This window comes from Achromobacter deleyi (assembly GCF_016127315.1).
Lineage (GTDB): Bacteria > Pseudomonadota > Gammaproteobacteria > Burkholderiales > Burkholderiaceae_B > Achromobacter > Achromobacter insuavis_A.
On sequence record NZ_CP065997.1, the window covers coordinates 1,482,615 to 1,499,325 of the forward strand.

The window sequence follows — 16,711 nt, forward strand, 5'->3', positions numbered from 1 at the left end:
GCAACACCATCCCCCCAGCAAAACAACATATCCGCACGACGGAGGAGACAATCATGCGCGCAATCGCAGCATGCCGCACGGCCCTGGCCGCGCTTTCCCTGGTGGCAGCCGCCGCCTCGGCCGCTCAGGACTGGCCAACCAAGCCCATCACCCTGGTGGTGCCGTACCCGCCGGGCGGCCCCACCGACATCGTGGCCCGCGTGGTCGCGCAGGGCCTGGGCGACGAACTGAAGCAGACCATCATCGTCGACAACCGTTCCGGCGCCGGCGGCAACATCGGCGCCGACATGGTGGCCAAGGCCGCGCCCGACGGCTACATGCTTCTGCTGGCGACCACGGCGCACGCCATCAACATGTCGCTGTTCAAGAACCTGAACTACGACACCCGCAAGAGCTTCGCGCCGGTGACGCTGCTGACCAGCGGCCCGCTGGTGATCGTGACGCGGCCGGACCTGCCCGCCAACAACGTGCGCGAGCTGATCGCGCTGGCCAAGTCCACGCCGGGCAAACTGACCTTCGCCTCGTCGGGCAACGGCCAGTCCACCCACCTGGCGGCGGAGCTGTTCGGCGCCATGGCCGGCGTGCGCATGGTGCACGTGCCGTATCGCGGCAGCGCGCCGGCGCTGACCGACGTCATGGGCGGCCAGGCCGACATCATGTTCGACACCATGCTGTCGTCGATGCCCTACGTGAACGGCGGCAAGCTCAAGGCCCTGGCCGTGACCGGCGCGGCGCGTTCGCCGGCCGCGCCCAACGTGCCCACCGTGGCCGAAGCCGGCTTGCCCGGCTACGAGGCCACCGCCTGGAACGGCCTGCTGGCGCCGGCCGGCACGCCCGCGTCGGTGGTGGAGCGCCTGAACAGCGCCTTGCAGAAGGTGCTGGGCCGCGCCGACATCCAGCAGAAATTCGCCGCCCAGGGCTTCGCCCCGGCATGGAAGACGCCCGCCGACACGGCGCGCTTCCTCGATGTCGAGGTCGAGAAATGGGCCGGCGTGGTCAAGACTTCCGGCGCGACGGTCAACTGACCCCGCGCGCCCGCCTTCATCCTACCCAGGGGAGTTTCATGGCTTCTGTACCCACCGGCGACGCCAGCCTCGCGCGCCTGCTCGATCCGGCCTCGATCGCGATCGTCGGCGCCTCCGACAATCCGGACAAGATCGGCGGCCGGCCGATCCACTACATGCGGCGCCACGGCTATGCGGGCACGCTGTACCCGATCAACCCGCAACGCGCCGAAGTGCAGGGCGAGCGCGCCTGGCCCAGCCTGGCCGCGCTGCCGGCGGCGCCGGACCTGGCGATCGTGGCGGTGGCGGGCGAGCAGGCGGTGCGGGCGGTGGATGACTGCGCCGCGCTGGGCGTGGCGGCGGCCATCGTCATCTCGGCCGGCTTCTCGGAAACCGGCGAGGCCGGCCGCGCCCTGCAGGACGCGATGACGGCGCGCGCCCGCGCCGCCGGCATGCGCATCGTCGGCCCCAACTCGCAGGGGTTGGCCAACTTCGGCAACGGCGCCATCGCCAGCTTCTCCACCATGTTCCTGGAAGTGGCGCCGGGCGACGGGCCGGTGGCGGTCATCAGCCAGAGCGGCGGCATGTGCGCGATGGTCTATGGCCTGCTGCGCCAGCGCGGCATCGGCGTGCGTCACGTGCATGCCACCGGCAACGAGGCCGATGTGTCGGTCGCCGAGCTGGCCTGCGCGACGCTGCGCGATCCGGAAGTCGGCTGCGTGCTGCTGTACCTGGAATCGCTGCGCGAAGCCGGCCCCCTGGCCGAGACGGCGGCGCTGGCGCGGGCGCGCGGCGTGCCGCTGATCGTGGTCAAGTCGGGCCGCTCCGAGGCCGGCGCGCGCGCCGCGGCCTCGCATACCGGCGCGCTGGCCAACGAGGACCGCGCGGTCGATGCGTTCTTCGAACACCACGGCATCCTGCGGGCGCGCGATCCGCAGGAACTGGTGCGCTACGCCGAACTGGCCCTGCGCAGCCCCTTGCCGCAAGGCCCGCGCGTGGTGGTGGTCAGCAACTCCGGCGCCAGCTGCGTGCTGGCCTCGGACGCGGCCGCCGAGCGCGGCCTGGAGATCGCGCCGCTGGCCGATGCCACCCAGCAGGCGCTGGCCGAGCGCCTGCCCGGCTATGCCACCACCGTGAACCCGGTGGACATCACCGCCGCGCTGCTGTCGAACAATGGCCTGTTCGGCCAGGTGCTGCCCGTGATCGGCGCCGACCCGGCGGCCGACATGTTCCTGCTGGACATTCCGGTGGCGGGGCGCGGCTACGACGTCGATTCGTTCGCGACGGATGCGGCCGGCTTCGCGCGGGCCGCATCCAAGCCGGTGGTGGTGGTGGCCTGGCAGGACAACGTGGCCGCCACCTTCCGCGCGCACGGCCTGCCGGTGTACGCCGACGAGATCCAGGCGATGGATGCGCTGTCGGCGCTGTTGCGCCTGCGCCGCTTGCGTGAACGCGACGGCGTGATCCCGGCGCCGCAAGCCGCGCTGGCGGCCGATCCGGCGCCGGACGCGACGGGCGGCTTCCTGTCCGAGGCGGCCAGCCTTGCGCTGCTGGCCGACAACGGGCTGGCGGTGATCGAACACGCCGTCTGCCGCACGGCCGACGAGGCCGTTGCCGCCTGGCGCCGCATCGGCGCGCCGGTGGCGTTGAAGGCCTGCTCGGCGCAACTGCCGCACAAGTCCGAGCACGGACTGGTGGCGCTGGGGCTGAACGACGAGGCCGCGGTGCGCACGGCGTTTGCCCATCAGGCCCAGACCTTGGGTAAGCTGGATGTGCGAGACGGCGCCTGGCTGGTGGCGCGGATGCGGCGCGGCCTGCACGAATGCGCGCTGGGCGCGCGGGTGGACCCGGTGCTGGGGCCGGTCGTGATGATCGGCAGCGGCGGCAAGTACGTCGAGGCGCTGCGCGACGTGGCGGTGCTGATGCCGCCGTTCGACGCCGCGCAGGTAGTCGAGAAGCTGCGCGGCCTGCGCATCGGCGCGCTGCTGCAGGGCGTGCGGGGCGATCCGCCGGCCGACGTCGAGGCGCTGGCGCGGCAGGCCGTGGCGCTGGGCGATTACACGCTGGCGGCCGGTCCGCGGCTGGCGTCGATCGACATCAACCCGGTGATGGTCGGCGCCGTGGGGCAGGGCGCGGTGGCGGTGGACGCGCTGGTGGAACTTCATCCCGCCAGCCAGTCCGTGGCCCGCGAGGCGGCGTGATGCCGCCGGCATGCAAACAAAGGAGACGCACCGATGTTTGAAGACCTGAAATCCAAGACCGCGCTGGTCACCGGCGCCTACAGCGGCCTGGGCCGCCATTTCGCGCTGCGGCTGGCCGAGGCCGGCGCGCGCGTGGCGTTGTGCGGCCGCAGGACCGAATTGGGCGCGGCGCTGGCGCAGGAGATCCGCGCCGGTGGCGGCCAGGCCTGCGTCGCGGGCATGGACGTCACTCAACCGGATAGCGTGCAGGCCGCGTTCACGCAGGTGGAGCAGGCGCTGGGTCCGGTGGACATCGTCGTCAACAACGCCGGCATCGCCATGACGCGCCCGGCGCTGGAGATCAGCGAGGACGAGTGGACCGGCCTGATCGACGTCAACCTGAACGGCGCATGGCGCGTGGCCCAATGCGCCGCGCGCCACTTCCAAGGCCACGGCCGGCCCGGCGCCATCGTCAACATCGCCTCGATCCTGGGCCAGCGCGTGGCCTCGCACGTGGCCGCCTACACCGCGGCCAAGGCCGGCCTGCTGCACCTGACCCGCGCGCTGGCGCTGGAATGGGCGCGCCACGGCATCCGCGTGAACGCGCTGGCGCCCGGCTACATCGGCACCGACCTGAACCGCGACTTCTTCGCCACGCCCGCCGGCGAAGCCCTGGTCAAGCGCATCCCGCAGCGCCGCCTGGGCCGCCCGCAGGACCTGGACGGCCCCTTGCTGCTGCTGGCCTCCGATGCCTCCGCCTACATGACGGGCGCCGTCATCGACGTGGACGGCGGCCACCTGGCCAGCTCGCTCTGAACCCGCATCCCCATCCGGAGACCCCGCCATGGATTTTTCGCTGCCCCCCGAACTGGAAGACTACCGCCAGCGCGTGCGCGCCTTCGTCGACCGCGAGCTGATTCCGCTGGAAGCCGACCGCGCCAACTACGACGACCACGAGAACATCGACGGAGCCCTGCTGGACCGCGTCCGCGCCAAGGCCCGCGAGGCCGGCCTGTGGGCGCTGCAGATGCCGCGCCAGCGCGGCGGCCAGGGCCTGCCGATGGTGGGCCTGGCCGCCTGCTACGAAGAAATGAACCGCTCCATCTTCGGCCCGGCCGCCTTCAACGCCGCCGCGCCCGACGACGGCAACATGCGCGTGCTGGCGCAGGTGGCGCGGCCCGACCAGCAGGACCGCTGGCTGCAGCCCATCATCGACGGCAAGGTGCGCTCGTCCTTCGTGATGACCGAACCCAATCCGGGCAGCGGCTCGGACCCGTCGATGATGCGCACCACAGCCACCCGCCAGGGCGACAAGTGGCTGATCCACGGCCGCAAGTGGTTCATCACCGGCGCTGGCGCGGCACAGCATTTCATCCTGATCGCGCGCACCTCGGACGACGCCCGCAAGGGCCTGTCGGCCTTCCTGTTCGACGCCGACCAGCCCGGCTGGCGCATCGTGCGCCGCATCCCCATCATGGGCCCGGAAGAACACGGCGGCCATTGCGAACTGGAATTCGACGGTCTCGAAATCCCCGACGAAAACCGCCTGATGGAAGTGGGCGACGGCCTCAAGCTGACGCAGATCCGCCTCGGCCCGGCGCGCCTGACGCACTGCATGCGCTGGCTTGGCCTGGCGCGGCGCGCCATGGCGGTGGCGGTGGACTACGTCGGCGAACGCAGCAGCTTCGGCCAGAAGCTGGCCGACCGCGAAGGCGTGCAATGGCTGCTGGGCGACGCCGCCATGCAGATCGAGATCGGCCGCCTGCTGACCATGCGCGCCGCCGCGCGGCTGGACCAGGGCGACTTCGCGCGCAAGGAGATCTCCATGGCCAAGATCGTCGTGTCGGAAACCCTGCACAAGGTGGTCGACACCGCCCTGCAACTGAACGGCGCGCGCGGCTATTCCAAGGACACGCCGCTGGAATGGATCTACCGCTACGCGCGCCAGGCGCGGCTGGTGGACGGCGCCTCCGAAGTCCACAAGATGGTGCTGGCGCGCTACCTGATGGACCAGGGCGATGCGTTCTGGCAGTGGGACGATGCGGACGCCCCGCGCAAGGCGCTGGTATGAACGCGCCCGATCCGGCCACCCACGCCGCCCCCGACTGGCTGCCCGCCCTGGCCGCCTACCTGTCGGCCCAGGGCCTGGGCAACGCCGACGGCCTGCGCGCGCGGGCCTTGACGGGCGGCCAGTCCAATCCGACCTACCTGCTGGAAGACGCCAGCGGCGCGCGCGTGCTGCGCAAGCAGCCGCCCGGCACGCTGCTGCCGTCGGCCCACGCCGTCGACCGCGAGTACCGCGTCATGGCCGCGCTGGCCGGCACCGCCGTGCCCGTGCCGGCCATGCTGCACTACTGCGCCGATCCCGCCATCATCGGCACGCCGTTCTACCTGATGAGCTACGCCCGCGGCCGCGTGTTCATGGACCCGGCGCTGCCGGGCCTGGCGCCCGGCGAACGCGCCGCGCTGTATGCCGAGACCGGCCGCGTGCTGGCCGCGCTGCACGCGGTGGAGCCGGCTGCCGTCGGGCTGACGGACTACGGCAAGGCCGGCGACTACTTCGCGCGGCAGGTGGCGCGCTGGACCCGCCAGTACCGCGACACCGAGACCACATCGATCAGCGCCATGGACGCGCTGATCGACTGGCTGCCACAACACCTGCCGCATGACGACCAGACCCGCCTGGTGCATGGCGACTACCGCATCGACAACCTGGTGTTCGCGCCCGACGCGCCGCGCGCCATCGCGCTGCTGGACTGGGAGCTGTCGACGCTGGGCCATCCGCTGGCGGACCTGGCCTATCACTGCATGTGCTGGCGCATCCCGCCGGCCTTGTGGCGCGGCATCGCCGGCCTGGACCTGGCGGCGCTGGGCATTCCCGACGAAGCGGATTTCGTGCGCGCCTATTGCGAAGCGCGCGGCATCGCGCCGCCGCCGAATTGGGACTTCTACCTGGCCTACAGCTTCTTTCGCATCGCCGCCATCCTGCAAGGCGTGTACGCCCGCGCCCGCGCCGGCAACGCCGCCGCCACGGATGCGCTCGAGATGGGCGCGCGCGTCGAACCGCTGGCCGCGCTGGGCTGGCAGGCCGCGCAACGCGAGTCCGCACGCCTGGCCGCCGCCGGCCACTAGGAGCGCATCATGCCCCCACCGTCCGCCGACGCGCTGCCGCGCAACGCCGCCAACCACCAGCCGCTGACGCCGCTGGGCTTCCTGCAATGGGCCGCCGCCGTCTACCCGGAACGCGCTGCGCTGCTGCACGGCGACCGCAGCCAAAGCTGGCGCGTCACCGACCAACGCTGCCGCCGCATGGCAGCGGCGCTCACCGCCTGGGGCGTGCGTCGTGGCGACGTGGTGGCGGTGCTCGCGCCCAACACGCCGGCCCTGTACGAAGCGCACTTCGGCGTGCCGATGGCCGGCGCGGTGCTGAACGCGCTCAACACCCGTCTGGACGCGCGCACGCTGGCGTTCATCCTGCAACACGGCGGCGCCACCGTGCTGCTCTACGACAGCGAATACGCCGCCCTGGTGCGCGAGGTGCTGGGCCACCTGCGCACGCCACCGCGCACCGTGCGCATCGAGGACAGCGAATACGCCGGCCCGCACGGCGACCTGGGCGACGCGGAATACGAAGCCTGGCTCGCCGCGCAACCCGCCGACGCCCCCTGGCAAGAGCCGCAAGACGAATGGGACAACCTCTGCCTGAACTACACCTCGGGCACCACCGGCAACCCCAAGGGTGTGCTCTACCACCATCGCGGCGCCTACCTCAACGCCACCGGCAACGTCCTGGCCTGCGGCATGCCGCCGCACGCGGTCTACCTGTGGACGCTGCCCATGTTCCACTGCAACGGCTGGTGCTTCCCGTGGACCATGGCGGCGCTGGCCGGCACCAACGTCTGCCTGCGGCGCGTGGAGCCGGCCGCCATCTTCGAGGCCATCCGCCGCCACCGGGTCGGCTTCTTCTGCGCCGCCCCGGTGGTGCTGAACATGCTGGTCAACGCCCCCGCCGAGGTCCGCCACCGCGCCACGCACCGCGTGCAGGCCATGACCGGCGGCGCCGCGCCGCCCGCCGCCATCATCGAAGCGATGGAACAGCTGGGCGTGGGCGTCACGCACCTGTACGGCCTGACCGAGACCTACGGCCCGTCGATCAGCTGCGCCTGGCACGACGAATGGGACGACCGCCCCCTGGCCGAGCGCGCTGCGCTCAAGGCCCGCATCGGCGTGCGCAAGCTCAACGTCGAAGCGGTGCGGGTGATGGACGCCGACCTGCGCCCCGTGCCGGCCGACGGCGCCACGCTGGGCGAGATCATGCTGCGAGGCAATACGCTGATGAAGGGCTACCTGCACAACCCGGACGCCACCGCCGAGGCCTTCGCCGGCGGCTGGTTCCATTCCGGCGACCTGGCGGTGGTGCATCCCGACGGCTACATCGAGATCAAGGACCGCGCCAAGGACATCATCATCTCGGGCGGCGAGAACATCTCGACCGTGGAAATCGAAAGCGTGCTGTACCGCCACCCCGACGTGCTGGAGGCCGCCGTGGTGGCGCGTCCGGACGCGGTGTGGGGCGAAACGCCGTGCGCCTTCGTCACGCTGAAAGAGGGCGCGGCGTGCGGCGCCGACGACCTGATCGCCTATTGCCGCGAACACCTGGCGCGCTTCAAGACGCCGCGCACCGTGGTGTTCGGCGCCTTGCCCAAGACCTCGACCGGCAAGATCCAGAAATTCGTGCTGCGCGAGCAGGCGGCGGCGCTGGCGGATCGCGATCCGCCGGATTGAAGCGCGCGGCCCGGTGTGTGTCGCCCGCCCGGGCCTGGCCACAGCATCACGCTAGTCGCATTGGTACGTGACACGCGCCAGATCGAACCGGCGCGCCGTGAGATCCTGCTCGCGCATCAGCACGTAGTAGGCACCGGGCTGCGGAATGCCGGCATGCGGATCCGCGCCGATCTGCAACACCAGCCGCCAGTCCCGCGCCCCCGGCAGCAAGGCCTGCGCGGCTTCGCTGCGCCAGACCTCGCTGCCGCCGCAGTCCAGACCATGCGACACCAGCTGACAGGTCGCCTGCATGCCGTTCTGCAAGGACTGCGGATGGCCGCCAAGCTGATGATTGTCGCGGCCGTCCATGTCGGGCGTCCCGAACTGCGAGCGCCAATCCTGGTAGCTGTCGTAGAGATCGTCGTCGTCCCGCTTGAACGCGTCCCAGCCCGCATCATCCACGCCGATCGGCGTCAACACGGTGCGCGCCGCCACCGGCGCGCCCGGAAACACGCAGGTCCATTCCTCATCCGACAACGCGACGAGCTGCGCGGGCGCCGGCGCCCGCGCCAGCATCCCGGCGGGCGTGCTGTCCCACAGCACGCGCCAGCCCACTGAAGCCGCGGGCGCGAAACTCTCCGCCTGCTCCAGAAAGTCGTAGAACACCAGCAGACGGCCCTCGCGCGGCAACGCGGCGTCGAATCCCGGCGCGCCCGACAGGGTGGCCAGATCGAATTGGCCCAGGAAGGTCAGCGGAAACGTCGTCTCCACCGCATCCGCCCGGGCGCGGGCGTCGGCGCTGAAACGTTCGCCCTGCGCCGGCGTCATCCATGATCCCTTTTTCTTTGAGTCCGCCAGCAGGCGGTCGGCTTCCTTGCGATGGCCAGCCGCGCGCTCGCGCGCGTCCGGATAGGCGGGGCGCGTGGGCCAGGCCATGCCGGCCGGCAGATCGGGGCGTCCGCCGATCTTGCTCGCGCCCAGGGGAATCGCATCCTCATCGCTGGCGGTGGTCGCCAGCGCCAGCGCGGGACGCGCCTGTTCCAGCAGCCGGGCGATCACCCCGGCAGGCAAATCGGTGGCGTCGAGCGAGCGACGCAGGGCATCCTGGTCCGAAGGGAACGGGGTGATATCCATCGGCGAATCCTTCTGCGGTGACGCGGCGGTGGGCCCTCGGCCCGAAAGCGCCATTCTAGGAGGAAGCGGTGGCACGGGTGGGGCGGATCAGACGGGCAGGTAAGGGGGAACGTCGGAATCGCCGCGAATCTTGCAGTCCGACACAATTGGCAAATAGTTGTCCGGCGCATGCCACCCGGCCCCACTAACATGGCGCCGCACGAGGCGACATCCCGCCAGCGGGACCGCGGACGATGCCAGGCCAGCGCCTGGGCGACAACGGTTCCCTCTCGAGACAGACGAACACGTGGCTCTTTTACCGGAAGCCCACCACAAGATTGTCCAACCGATGACATCCATGCAGAAAGCCCGCTCCACGTCCCCCTCCCGCGGCCAGCCGCTGCGCACGGCCATCGCCACGCTCCTGGTGTCCGCCCTGGCCGCCGCGTTCAGCCCGGCCGTCCTCGCCGCCGAGCCCGCCGCCACCGCGCCGCGCCTGGACGCCGCCCAGGGCGCCGCCACCACAGTGACGCCGCCCGACGCGGCCACCGTGCTCTATTACATCTACCAGATCGACGGCAAGGGCGCCGACTCGTACGAAGTGGCCAACGGCAGCGTCGCCACCTACTGGTTCGGCCACGCCTTCGAACTGGGCGGCACGCAGTACTTCACCGGCTTCGCCTGGGACACCCGCGAGAAATACGGCAAGCCCGGCGAGGACGAGGTCGGCCCGGAAACCCAGGTCAACCTGGCCGAGTCCACCTTCACCCTGACCGGCTCCACCGCCGAGCGCCCCTGGCAATTCCGCGGCATGGAGCACACCATCGGCATGTTCGGCGCCTACGAACGGCCCGAGGCCATCGACACCCGCCGCAAGCCGGTCGAATACCGCACGCCCGCCGGCAAGCTGGTGCTGGCGGTGCCCACGCAAGGCTTCGACAACGGCACCAGCTTCGAGGGCTACGCGCTGTTCGTCTTCAACATCGGCCCGCGCGATGACATCAAGGAAAACGTCTGGAGCTACGTCGGCAGCATCATCACGGGCGACGACAACAGCGCCGCCTGCGCCGACGGCGACGTCATGCCGTGCGTGTCCAAGACCGGCAAGCTGGCCTTCGTCGCCCAGAGCGGTAGCGACATGCCGCGCCTGACCGTCACGCCCAGCGGCACCGAGATTTCGGGCCCCGGCAAGACGCGCCAGGTCGGCGCCGCCGACATGGCCACCTACGTCTACGACACGGCCAGCAAGAAGTACGCCGAGAAGTAGGGCGCCACCGCGCGGGGCCCAAGCACCCGCCCGACAGCGGCGGACGCCGGCGGCGAACAGGCGCCGGCACAGCGGGCGCCGACGGCAAACCGGCCCTCGCCAGCGGCTACACTGGCGGGTCGTGCAGTCCCCTTTCCGGAGCGGAACATGACCTCCCAGCCCCTGGCTATCACTCCGGCGCGCAGCGCCCTGCTGGTCATGCACTACCAGACCGACATCATGGACCTGTTCCCGTCGGTCGCCCCCACGCTGCTCGCCAACACGCGGCGGCTGTGCGACGCCGCCCGGCAGGCCGGCGTCGCCGTCTATTTCGCCAAGCTCCATTTCAGCCCGGGCTATCCGGAAGTCAGCCCGCTCAACAAAAACGGGCAGGGCATCCGGCAGCTGGGCCGCTTCGTGCACGACCAGGTCTCGCCCGAGCTCGGCCGGCGCGACGACGAACCCATCATCCTAGCCCACCGCGCCAGCGTCTTCTTCGGCACCGACCTGCAGCCGCGGCTGTCGGCCCAGGGCATCGACACGCTGATCATGGTCGGCGTCGCGTCCACCGGCGTCATGCTGTCGTCCATCGCCCATGCCAGCGACGCCGACTACCGCCTCCTGACCGTCAAGGACTGCTGCTACGATCCCGACCCGATCGTGCACGAACACCTGTTCGCCACCGCCTTCGAATCGCGCACCACGGTGCTGTCGCTGGACGACGCCCTGGCGCTGCTGACCTGACCCTATCCGGACCCCGACCATGCTTGACCCCGCCACCCTCGTCCTTTTCAGCGGCGCCTGCGTCGCCCTGGCCATGCCCCCCGGCCCCGACATGCTGCTGATCGCCTCGCGCAGCGCCGCCCAGGGCCGCGCCGCCGGCTTCGCCTCGCTGGCCGGCATCCAGGCCGGCACCTATTGCCATGCGCTGCTGGCGGCCTTCGGCCTGTCGCAACTGTTCGTGGCGGTGCCCATGGCCTACGACGTGGTGCGCTTCGCCGGCGCCCTCTACCTGCTGTACCTGGCCGTGCGCACCTTCCGCTCGCGGCCGGTGCAACACATGCCCGACGCCGGCAGGACCCGCTCGCCGGTGCGCGAGGTCTTCATGCAGGGCCTGCTGACCAACCTGCTCAACCCCAAGATGGCGCTGTTCGTGCTGGCGCTGTTCCCGCAGTTCATCCGGCCGCAGGACGGCTCCGTCGCCGTGCAGATCCTGGTGCTGGCGACCATCCTCAACGTCATTGGCCTGGCCATCAACGGCGCCGTCATCCTCGCCGCGCACCAGCTCAGCCGGCGCTGGGCCGGCCGCCAGCGCGTGTCGCGCTGGCCGCAGTACGCGCTGGGGTCCGTGTTCCTGGCGCTGGCGCTGCGCCTGGCCACCGCCAGCCGCAACTGACGCGCACCAGCCATGCAAAAGATCGAAGGCCAGGAATTCCGGATGGCCCTGGACAAGGGCAACACGCATTTCCACGGCCTGCACCTGCACGACTGCGCCTTCGACAATTGCAGCCTGTCGATGGTGAAGTATCCACAGCGCATGTCGCGCGTGCAGAACGTGCGCCTGTCGAATTGCCGCGTCGTGAATTCCGAGATCAAGCCGTGCCTGTTCGAGGACGTGGTGGTCGAGGACCTGTCCACCAACCCCATCCTGCTGGTGTGGGCCTCGTTCTTGCGCCGGGTCACGCTGAAGGGCAAGATCGGCAAGATCAACTTGAACCTGACGCCCGAAGCGTTCTGCAAAGACGCGGATCGCCTGCGGCAATTCGAGACCGCCCGCGCCGCGTTCTACGCCGAGACCGACTGGGCGCTGGATATCAGCGAAGCCAAACTGCTGGGACTGCGCTGCGAGGCCGTGCCGCTGCACCTGATCAAGCGCGATCCCCAAACGCAGGTGATCCTGGACAAGCGCGGCCGCTATCGAGGCCAACAGGTGTTGGATGCCAGCTTCGCGAAGGCGTTTCCCGTTGCCGACAGCGTGTTGCGCGGCTTCGATGAATCCGACAAGCCGGCCATGCTGCTGACCGCGTCGATGGGCGCGCCGAAGAAGCGGCGCGATGAAGAGCTGGGCGCAATCCAGGAACTGCGCACACTCGGGTTTCTGGAAGATTGAACCGGGCGCCGCGTCAGCGCCATAGCCAGTAACCGATCGCCACCACCACCGCCACCCACAACGCCACGATCACCACGGCCCCCACCAGACTGCGCGGCTTTTCGCGCTTTGCGTCCATCCACGCGTCCGCCTGGTTGCGGCATTCCTGTAGAACATCGGGCGGCAACAGCTTGATGGCCAACCAGATCAGGCCCGGCAGCAACAGCACGTCATCCAGATAACCCAGCACCGGGATGAAGTCGGGAATCAGGTCGATCGGGCTGAGGGCGTAGGCCACCACGAACACGCCAAGCGCCTTGGCGTGCCATGGCGTGCGGGGGTGCTTGCCGGCGAACCACAGGGTCAGGCCGTCGCGCTTGATGCGTCTGGCCCAGGTTTTGAGGCGGTCGCGGGTTGGCATGGAGCACGGGGTAGAGGCAGCGGGGATGGATTCCAGATTGAACCCGTGACTTGGCTTCAGCGCAATCGCCCGCTGAATCCGCATCCGCTTTCATCGCGTGCTTTGACGCCCCGATAGGGGGGGCGATACCTTGGGCAATCGCCGGATGATGACCGCGACGCGTCTTTCCGGGGCAGCCAAGGCACGCGCCAGGACGTCGCCGAACATCTTGCGAATGGCGGTATTCGTATCGATCGCGCCCACCTTCGCGTACAAGCGACCGCAGGTGGGGATCGCACCAGTACGAACCCAGCGTCGTTCATCACGGCACAAAAAGGCGAACATCATCAAGGGCGTCCTCAACTTGACCGGCCATCTCAGCGTCTTGGAGGCACTCTCCGAGAGCAAAAACCACCACTTCCTTGTCGAGCTGCCCGTGAATCCTCGCGATGTGTCCGAGACATGTAGCGGCTAGCCTCCTGAGGACTGGATTTTCATTGCGGAGGAACGAGAGACATGTATCTTGAGCCCATCTCCAGTCAGGCGAGCCAAATGCGATTGAAACCAATGCCTCACAAATGACATTGACGTCAGCCGATGCGAGCGCATCTTCTGCGGACGTACGTAGAAAAGGCCTTGGGGATACATATTTCATTTTTTTCCACCGTCAATAAGGATTCTCCCATTTCGATTCACCATTCCCGCTCGCGTTAACGCCTTTTGCATATCTGGATGGAGATTGTTCCAAGAACGGACGTGGCCGTGATAAACGGAGTTTTTAGTTTCGTCAAACACAACGAATTCTCTTGTTTTGTAGTCGATCCCAATCCGGCGCATCGACGTCTGCTTCACTTGAACTGACGTGTTCAGTGCATCTTGTCCATTAGCAGGCGCACGACTCTTAGTGACGGTATCGACCTTGCCATGATAAGACGCAGCTTCGTAGGTCAAACGGGGCACCGCGCGGCCATGCACACCCACAACCGCAGCAGCCCCAAGCGCTCCTTCCCTGGCAATGCTATTCCACGCTTCCTTCCTCGCCTCTTCCGAGCCCGATAGGATCGCCCGCAGCAACACCTCATTACGGTCGCTCAGGATGAGCAGGCTCATGCCCCTGACGGCCTCCAGTTCCTCACTGTCCGCCTTGCTCAGACCACCATCTAGTCGGCCTTTCTCCAGCAGCTCACTTGCGCGCGCGTCGTAGCTAGCGGCCAACTCCGTCAACTTCTGCGCATTCTTCGTGCACTCCGCGCCTTGACAATCCGCTAGCTCGGCACGCTGCTTTCTGCTGAGATCGGCGTACCGATCCCTCACCTCATCCCGGCAAGCAGCGTCCTTGCACTGCATCCACTCGCGGATACGCGCCTCGTGCTGCAAGACGGTCAGATGATTGTTCTCCGTCTCCAACGCCGCCGAATGGGTAGCGACCACCGCATCGGCACCCGCTGCCGTCGAGATCCCTGCCACCAACGACTGCACCAGATTGCTGCGTTGTTCCTTCTCTGTCGGATTGAGCTTCTTGCCATCCTCATCGAGCAGGGCGTTGAGCACAGACCCTATTCCGGCTCCGAGCGCACCCGCCGAGCAACTGGCGCCCGTGCTCGCAGCGCCCGCGCATCCCACGATCGCGTGCAGCGCTGCACGCGCGGCCTCACCCTTCGGGCCGGGCTCCATCTGCGCAACGAGCTCTTTGACCTGTGTAGCCCCCAGCCCTTGCAAATAGTTGACTGCGGCAGCTTTGACCACGTCGCCGGCGGCACCCATCACATTGCCACTCACGGCTCCCACGATCGCGGTCAGCCAGCGACGGTTTTCTCCACCCGGCTGCCATTTCTTGGCATCCGCATAGGCCAGTTCCAATTGCTTCCGGCGCTCACCTTCGGGCTCCTTATCCAGCGCATCTTCCAGCGCCTCCGCTTCCCTGGCCCGAGTCGCCAGGAACTGCCCGACCTGCTTCTGCGCTTCTGACGCGATCTCGAACCCCGCCTCGATCTTCTCCTTGTCGAAGATCGGCTTGAGCGCATTCAACGTATCCGACGAAGTGTCGCGATTCAGCGCGGCGATCGTTTGAGCCGCTGTCATCCCCGTCAAGTCCTGCTGTGCGACCTCATCGTGGATCACGACCGTCCCCGCGCTGATGGCGCTCTGCGTCGTCGAGCCGTCACTGCCGCGAGCCGCCACCACCACCGGCGTGCCCATGCCAAAGCCGTTGCCGCCTTCCGCGATGGACGAGCCATGCTCCTTGCCCGCGCCGCCGGCCACGTCGCCGTCCTTGCTGGTCCCCAACCCGGCGTCCGCGCCCTTGCCGCCGCCGAAGCCGAAGCCCCCGCCTATCGATACCTGGCTGCCGCTGTAGGTGGCACGGTTGCTGATGTCCTTGGTGACCAGCGTGCCGGTGCCAAGCTGGTTCAGGCCATCGGCGATCGCACGGTCGCTACCGGCGATGACGCTGCCAATCAGTTTGGTGTTGTGCTGGACGTCGATCTGAAAGCCGCCATCGCCCGCGCGCAAACCTGTCTGTTCCGTGACCGATTGGAAGTCGCTGTTGACCTTGCCCGTGCTGGCGTTGGCCGAGACGCTGCTCGATCCCGCGCAGTAGGGCGGGATGCACAGGCTCACACCGATGCCGGCGCTCTTGTTGCCGGAGGCGTACTTGCTGCTGTCCTGCAGGCTCTCCAGCAGCAGATCGCCCCCCACCGACGCGACGACCTGGCTGGCTTGGCCCGTCGCCCCCTTGAGCGTGGTGTCGCCTCCTGACCGGAGGGCCAGCACGTTGCCGGCCGTGACTTGGCTGTTGGTCCAGCTTTCGTCCGTGCCTTCGGCCTTGCCGCGGCCGAGCGATGCGCCCAGTTCAAGCGTGAAGCCGTTCTGCTGCCCGCCGGTCGAGTAACCGATGCCGATGCTGGCGCTGCTGCTCTTGCTGACCGTCTTCTGCTCGACCGCATTGCGCGCGGCGCGCAGCAGTATGCCGGCCGCCACCGTCGAGGCGAAGGCGGTGACCGTGCTGCGATCGGTCGTGCTGCTGCTCTTGCTGGCGCCCAGGCTGAGCTTGATGCTGACGCCACCCGCCTTGTCGATTGAATTGCTTGATCTGGCGGACGAGTTCGCGGCGATTGCGCGTGTCCTGCTCGATGCGTTCGCCCCTGCACTCGGCTTGGGCTATATGGGATCACATAGGCGGCTTACCCAGAATAGGACGAAAAGCCTTAATTCTTAAAAAATCAGGCAGAATCCGCCCCGACCGGGATCGTTGAAGAAATCAATTTCATACTCTTTTTTTCGCGTTGACAAATCATATTCCCTGATTTTCTTCACGATTTCCTTAACCGCATCAACGCTCATAAACACCTCAACCATCTCGGGATTTGGAATCCTTTCCCAGAAATTTTCTCCATCCAAACCTAGTTGTAGCCTATTCTTTTTCGCACCGATTATTCGAGCAACATCACCGCATGTCACGCAGAAGACATAACTCCCAGGGTCTTCAATATTTTCGTTGACGCTTTATACAAATAAAAATTATCAAAATCATTCGGATCATCGATATCATCACGATAGTCCGGATATGCCAATCCGAGCATTAAATTGAAGGCATCCTCTTTACTCATATTGATAATTTCGCAATTTTCCGGCAACGAAACTAATGCACTACCCTCCAAAAAATCGAGAAGATCGACACCTAATGATGAATTCTCCAGTTCTTCCGGAAACATTTTTCCATCCAGTATGAAATGGAATAACCCGTTCATATAGGTTTTATTGCTCCATTCCGGAACATATTCAATCAACACAGCAAATTCGCAAGGATTGCCAAAAATTAATTTATTTCCCCTTTCCACGAAAATTAACCAACCTTCTTATTTCGATTGGACTGCAGCAGATTGCCGCGTCGCTTCTTCTTGGCCGGTTCATATG

14 protein-coding genes and 1 pseudogene are annotated in these 16,711 nt (G+C 67.5%); 11 read left to right on the top strand and 4 right to left on the bottom strand.

Annotated features, from left to right (window positions below):
- The first annotated feature begins 53 nt into the window (after nucleotides 1-53).
- The 6 genes from I6I07_RS06695 to I6I07_RS06720 are packed head-to-tail and all read left to right on the top strand — an operon-like array spanning nucleotide 54 to nucleotide 7,969.
- Nucleotides 54-1,025 carry a tripartite tricarboxylate transporter substrate binding protein gene (locus tag I6I07_RS06695; RefSeq protein ID WP_061072795.1) on the top strand — a complete coding sequence of 324 codons (972 nt, stop codon included), beginning with the start codon at nucleotides 54-56 and terminating at the stop codon, nucleotides 1,023-1,025.
- 38 nt (nucleotides 1,026-1,063) lie between these two features.
- Nucleotides 1,064-3,205, top strand: coding sequence for an acetate--CoA ligase family protein (locus I6I07_RS06700; RefSeq protein ID WP_198486079.1), 2,142 nt, complete (start codon nucleotides 1,064-1,066; stop codon nucleotides 3,203-3,205).
- 33 nt (nucleotides 3,206-3,238) lie between these two features.
- Nucleotides 3,239-4,000, top strand: a complete 762-nt coding sequence (locus I6I07_RS06705; protein WP_198486080.1) for an SDR family NAD(P)-dependent oxidoreductase — start codon at nucleotides 3,239-3,241, stop codon at nucleotides 3,998-4,000.
- A 28-nt stretch (nucleotides 4,001-4,028) separates the two neighbouring features.
- Nucleotides 4,029-5,255, top strand: coding sequence for an acyl-CoA dehydrogenase family protein (locus tag I6I07_RS06710; protein WP_198486081.1), 1,227 nt, complete (start codon nucleotides 4,029-4,031; stop codon nucleotides 5,253-5,255).
- Nucleotides 5,252-6,316, top strand: a complete 1,065-nt coding sequence (locus I6I07_RS06715; protein WP_198486082.1) for a phosphotransferase family protein — start codon at nucleotides 5,252-5,254, stop codon at nucleotides 6,314-6,316. The genes I6I07_RS06710 and I6I07_RS06715 overlap by 4 nt, the downstream gene beginning before the upstream one ends.
- A gap of 9 nt (nucleotides 6,317-6,325) precedes the next feature.
- Nucleotides 6,326-7,969 (top strand): acyl-CoA synthetase, encoded by a 1,644-nt coding sequence (locus I6I07_RS06720; protein WP_198486083.1) that lies wholly within the window; start codon nucleotides 6,326-6,328, stop codon nucleotides 7,967-7,969.
- Between the two features lie 51 nt (nucleotides 7,970-8,020).
- Here the strand turns inward: I6I07_RS06720 and I6I07_RS06725 are convergent, their stop codons facing one another.
- The gene (locus tag I6I07_RS06725; protein WP_198486084.1) at nucleotides 8,021-9,082 is read right to left on the bottom strand and encodes a YwqG family protein; all 1,062 of its coding nucleotides are present in this window, start codon (nucleotides 9,080-9,082) and stop codon (nucleotides 8,021-8,023) included.
- Between the two features lie 337 nt (nucleotides 9,083-9,419).
- Between I6I07_RS06725 and I6I07_RS06730 the strand changes: the two genes are divergently transcribed.
- From I6I07_RS06730 to I6I07_RS06745, 4 genes are all read left to right on the top strand, one after another.
- Nucleotides 9,420-10,328, top strand: coding sequence for a hypothetical protein (locus I6I07_RS06730; RefSeq protein ID WP_198486085.1), 909 nt, complete (start codon nucleotides 9,420-9,422; stop codon nucleotides 10,326-10,328).
- Between the two features lie 147 nt (nucleotides 10,329-10,475).
- Nucleotides 10,476-11,051 carry an isochorismatase family cysteine hydrolase gene (locus tag I6I07_RS06735; RefSeq protein WP_198486086.1) on the top strand — a complete coding sequence of 192 codons (576 nt, stop codon included), beginning with the start codon at nucleotides 10,476-10,478 and terminating at the stop codon, nucleotides 11,049-11,051.
- A gap of 19 nt (nucleotides 11,052-11,070) precedes the next feature.
- Nucleotides 11,071-11,703 carry a LysE family translocator gene (locus tag I6I07_RS06740; RefSeq protein ID WP_198486087.1) on the top strand — a complete coding sequence of 211 codons (633 nt, stop codon included), beginning with the start codon at nucleotides 11,071-11,073 and terminating at the stop codon, nucleotides 11,701-11,703.
- A 12-nt stretch (nucleotides 11,704-11,715) separates the two neighbouring features.
- Nucleotides 11,716-12,417 (top strand): hypothetical protein, encoded by a 702-nt coding sequence (locus I6I07_RS06745; protein WP_198486088.1) that lies wholly within the window; start codon nucleotides 11,716-11,718, stop codon nucleotides 12,415-12,417.
- Nucleotides 12,418-12,430: 13 nt separating this feature from the next.
- On the opposite strand, the gene I6I07_RS06750 is transcribed toward I6I07_RS06745, so the two are convergent.
- Both I6I07_RS06750 and I6I07_RS31830 read right to left on the bottom strand, forming a co-directional pair.
- Nucleotides 12,431-12,817, bottom strand: coding sequence for a YkvA family protein (locus tag I6I07_RS06750; RefSeq protein WP_198486089.1), 387 nt, complete (start codon nucleotides 12,815-12,817; stop codon nucleotides 12,431-12,433).
- Nucleotides 12,818-13,447: 630 nt separating this feature from the next.
- A complete protein-coding gene (locus I6I07_RS31830; protein WP_269784339.1) occupies nucleotides 13,448-15,775 on the bottom strand; it encodes a hemagglutinin repeat-containing protein in 2,328 nt (775 codons plus the stop codon).
- Between I6I07_RS31830 and I6I07_RS31645 the strand changes: the two genes are divergently transcribed.
- On the top strand, nucleotides 15,762-16,013 hold the full coding sequence (locus I6I07_RS31645; RefSeq protein ID WP_232625928.1) for a hypothetical protein: 252 nt from the start codon (nucleotides 15,762-15,764) through the stop codon (nucleotides 16,011-16,013). The two genes, I6I07_RS31830 and I6I07_RS31645, sit on opposite strands and share 14 nt — an antisense overlap.
- Here the strand turns inward: I6I07_RS31645 and I6I07_RS31885 are convergent.
- A pseudogene (locus tag I6I07_RS31885) lies at nucleotides 16,010-16,635 on the bottom strand (immunity 42 family protein). The gene I6I07_RS31645 and the pseudogene I6I07_RS31885 overlap by 4 nt on opposite strands.
- Nucleotides 16,636-16,711 lie beyond the last annotated feature (76 nt).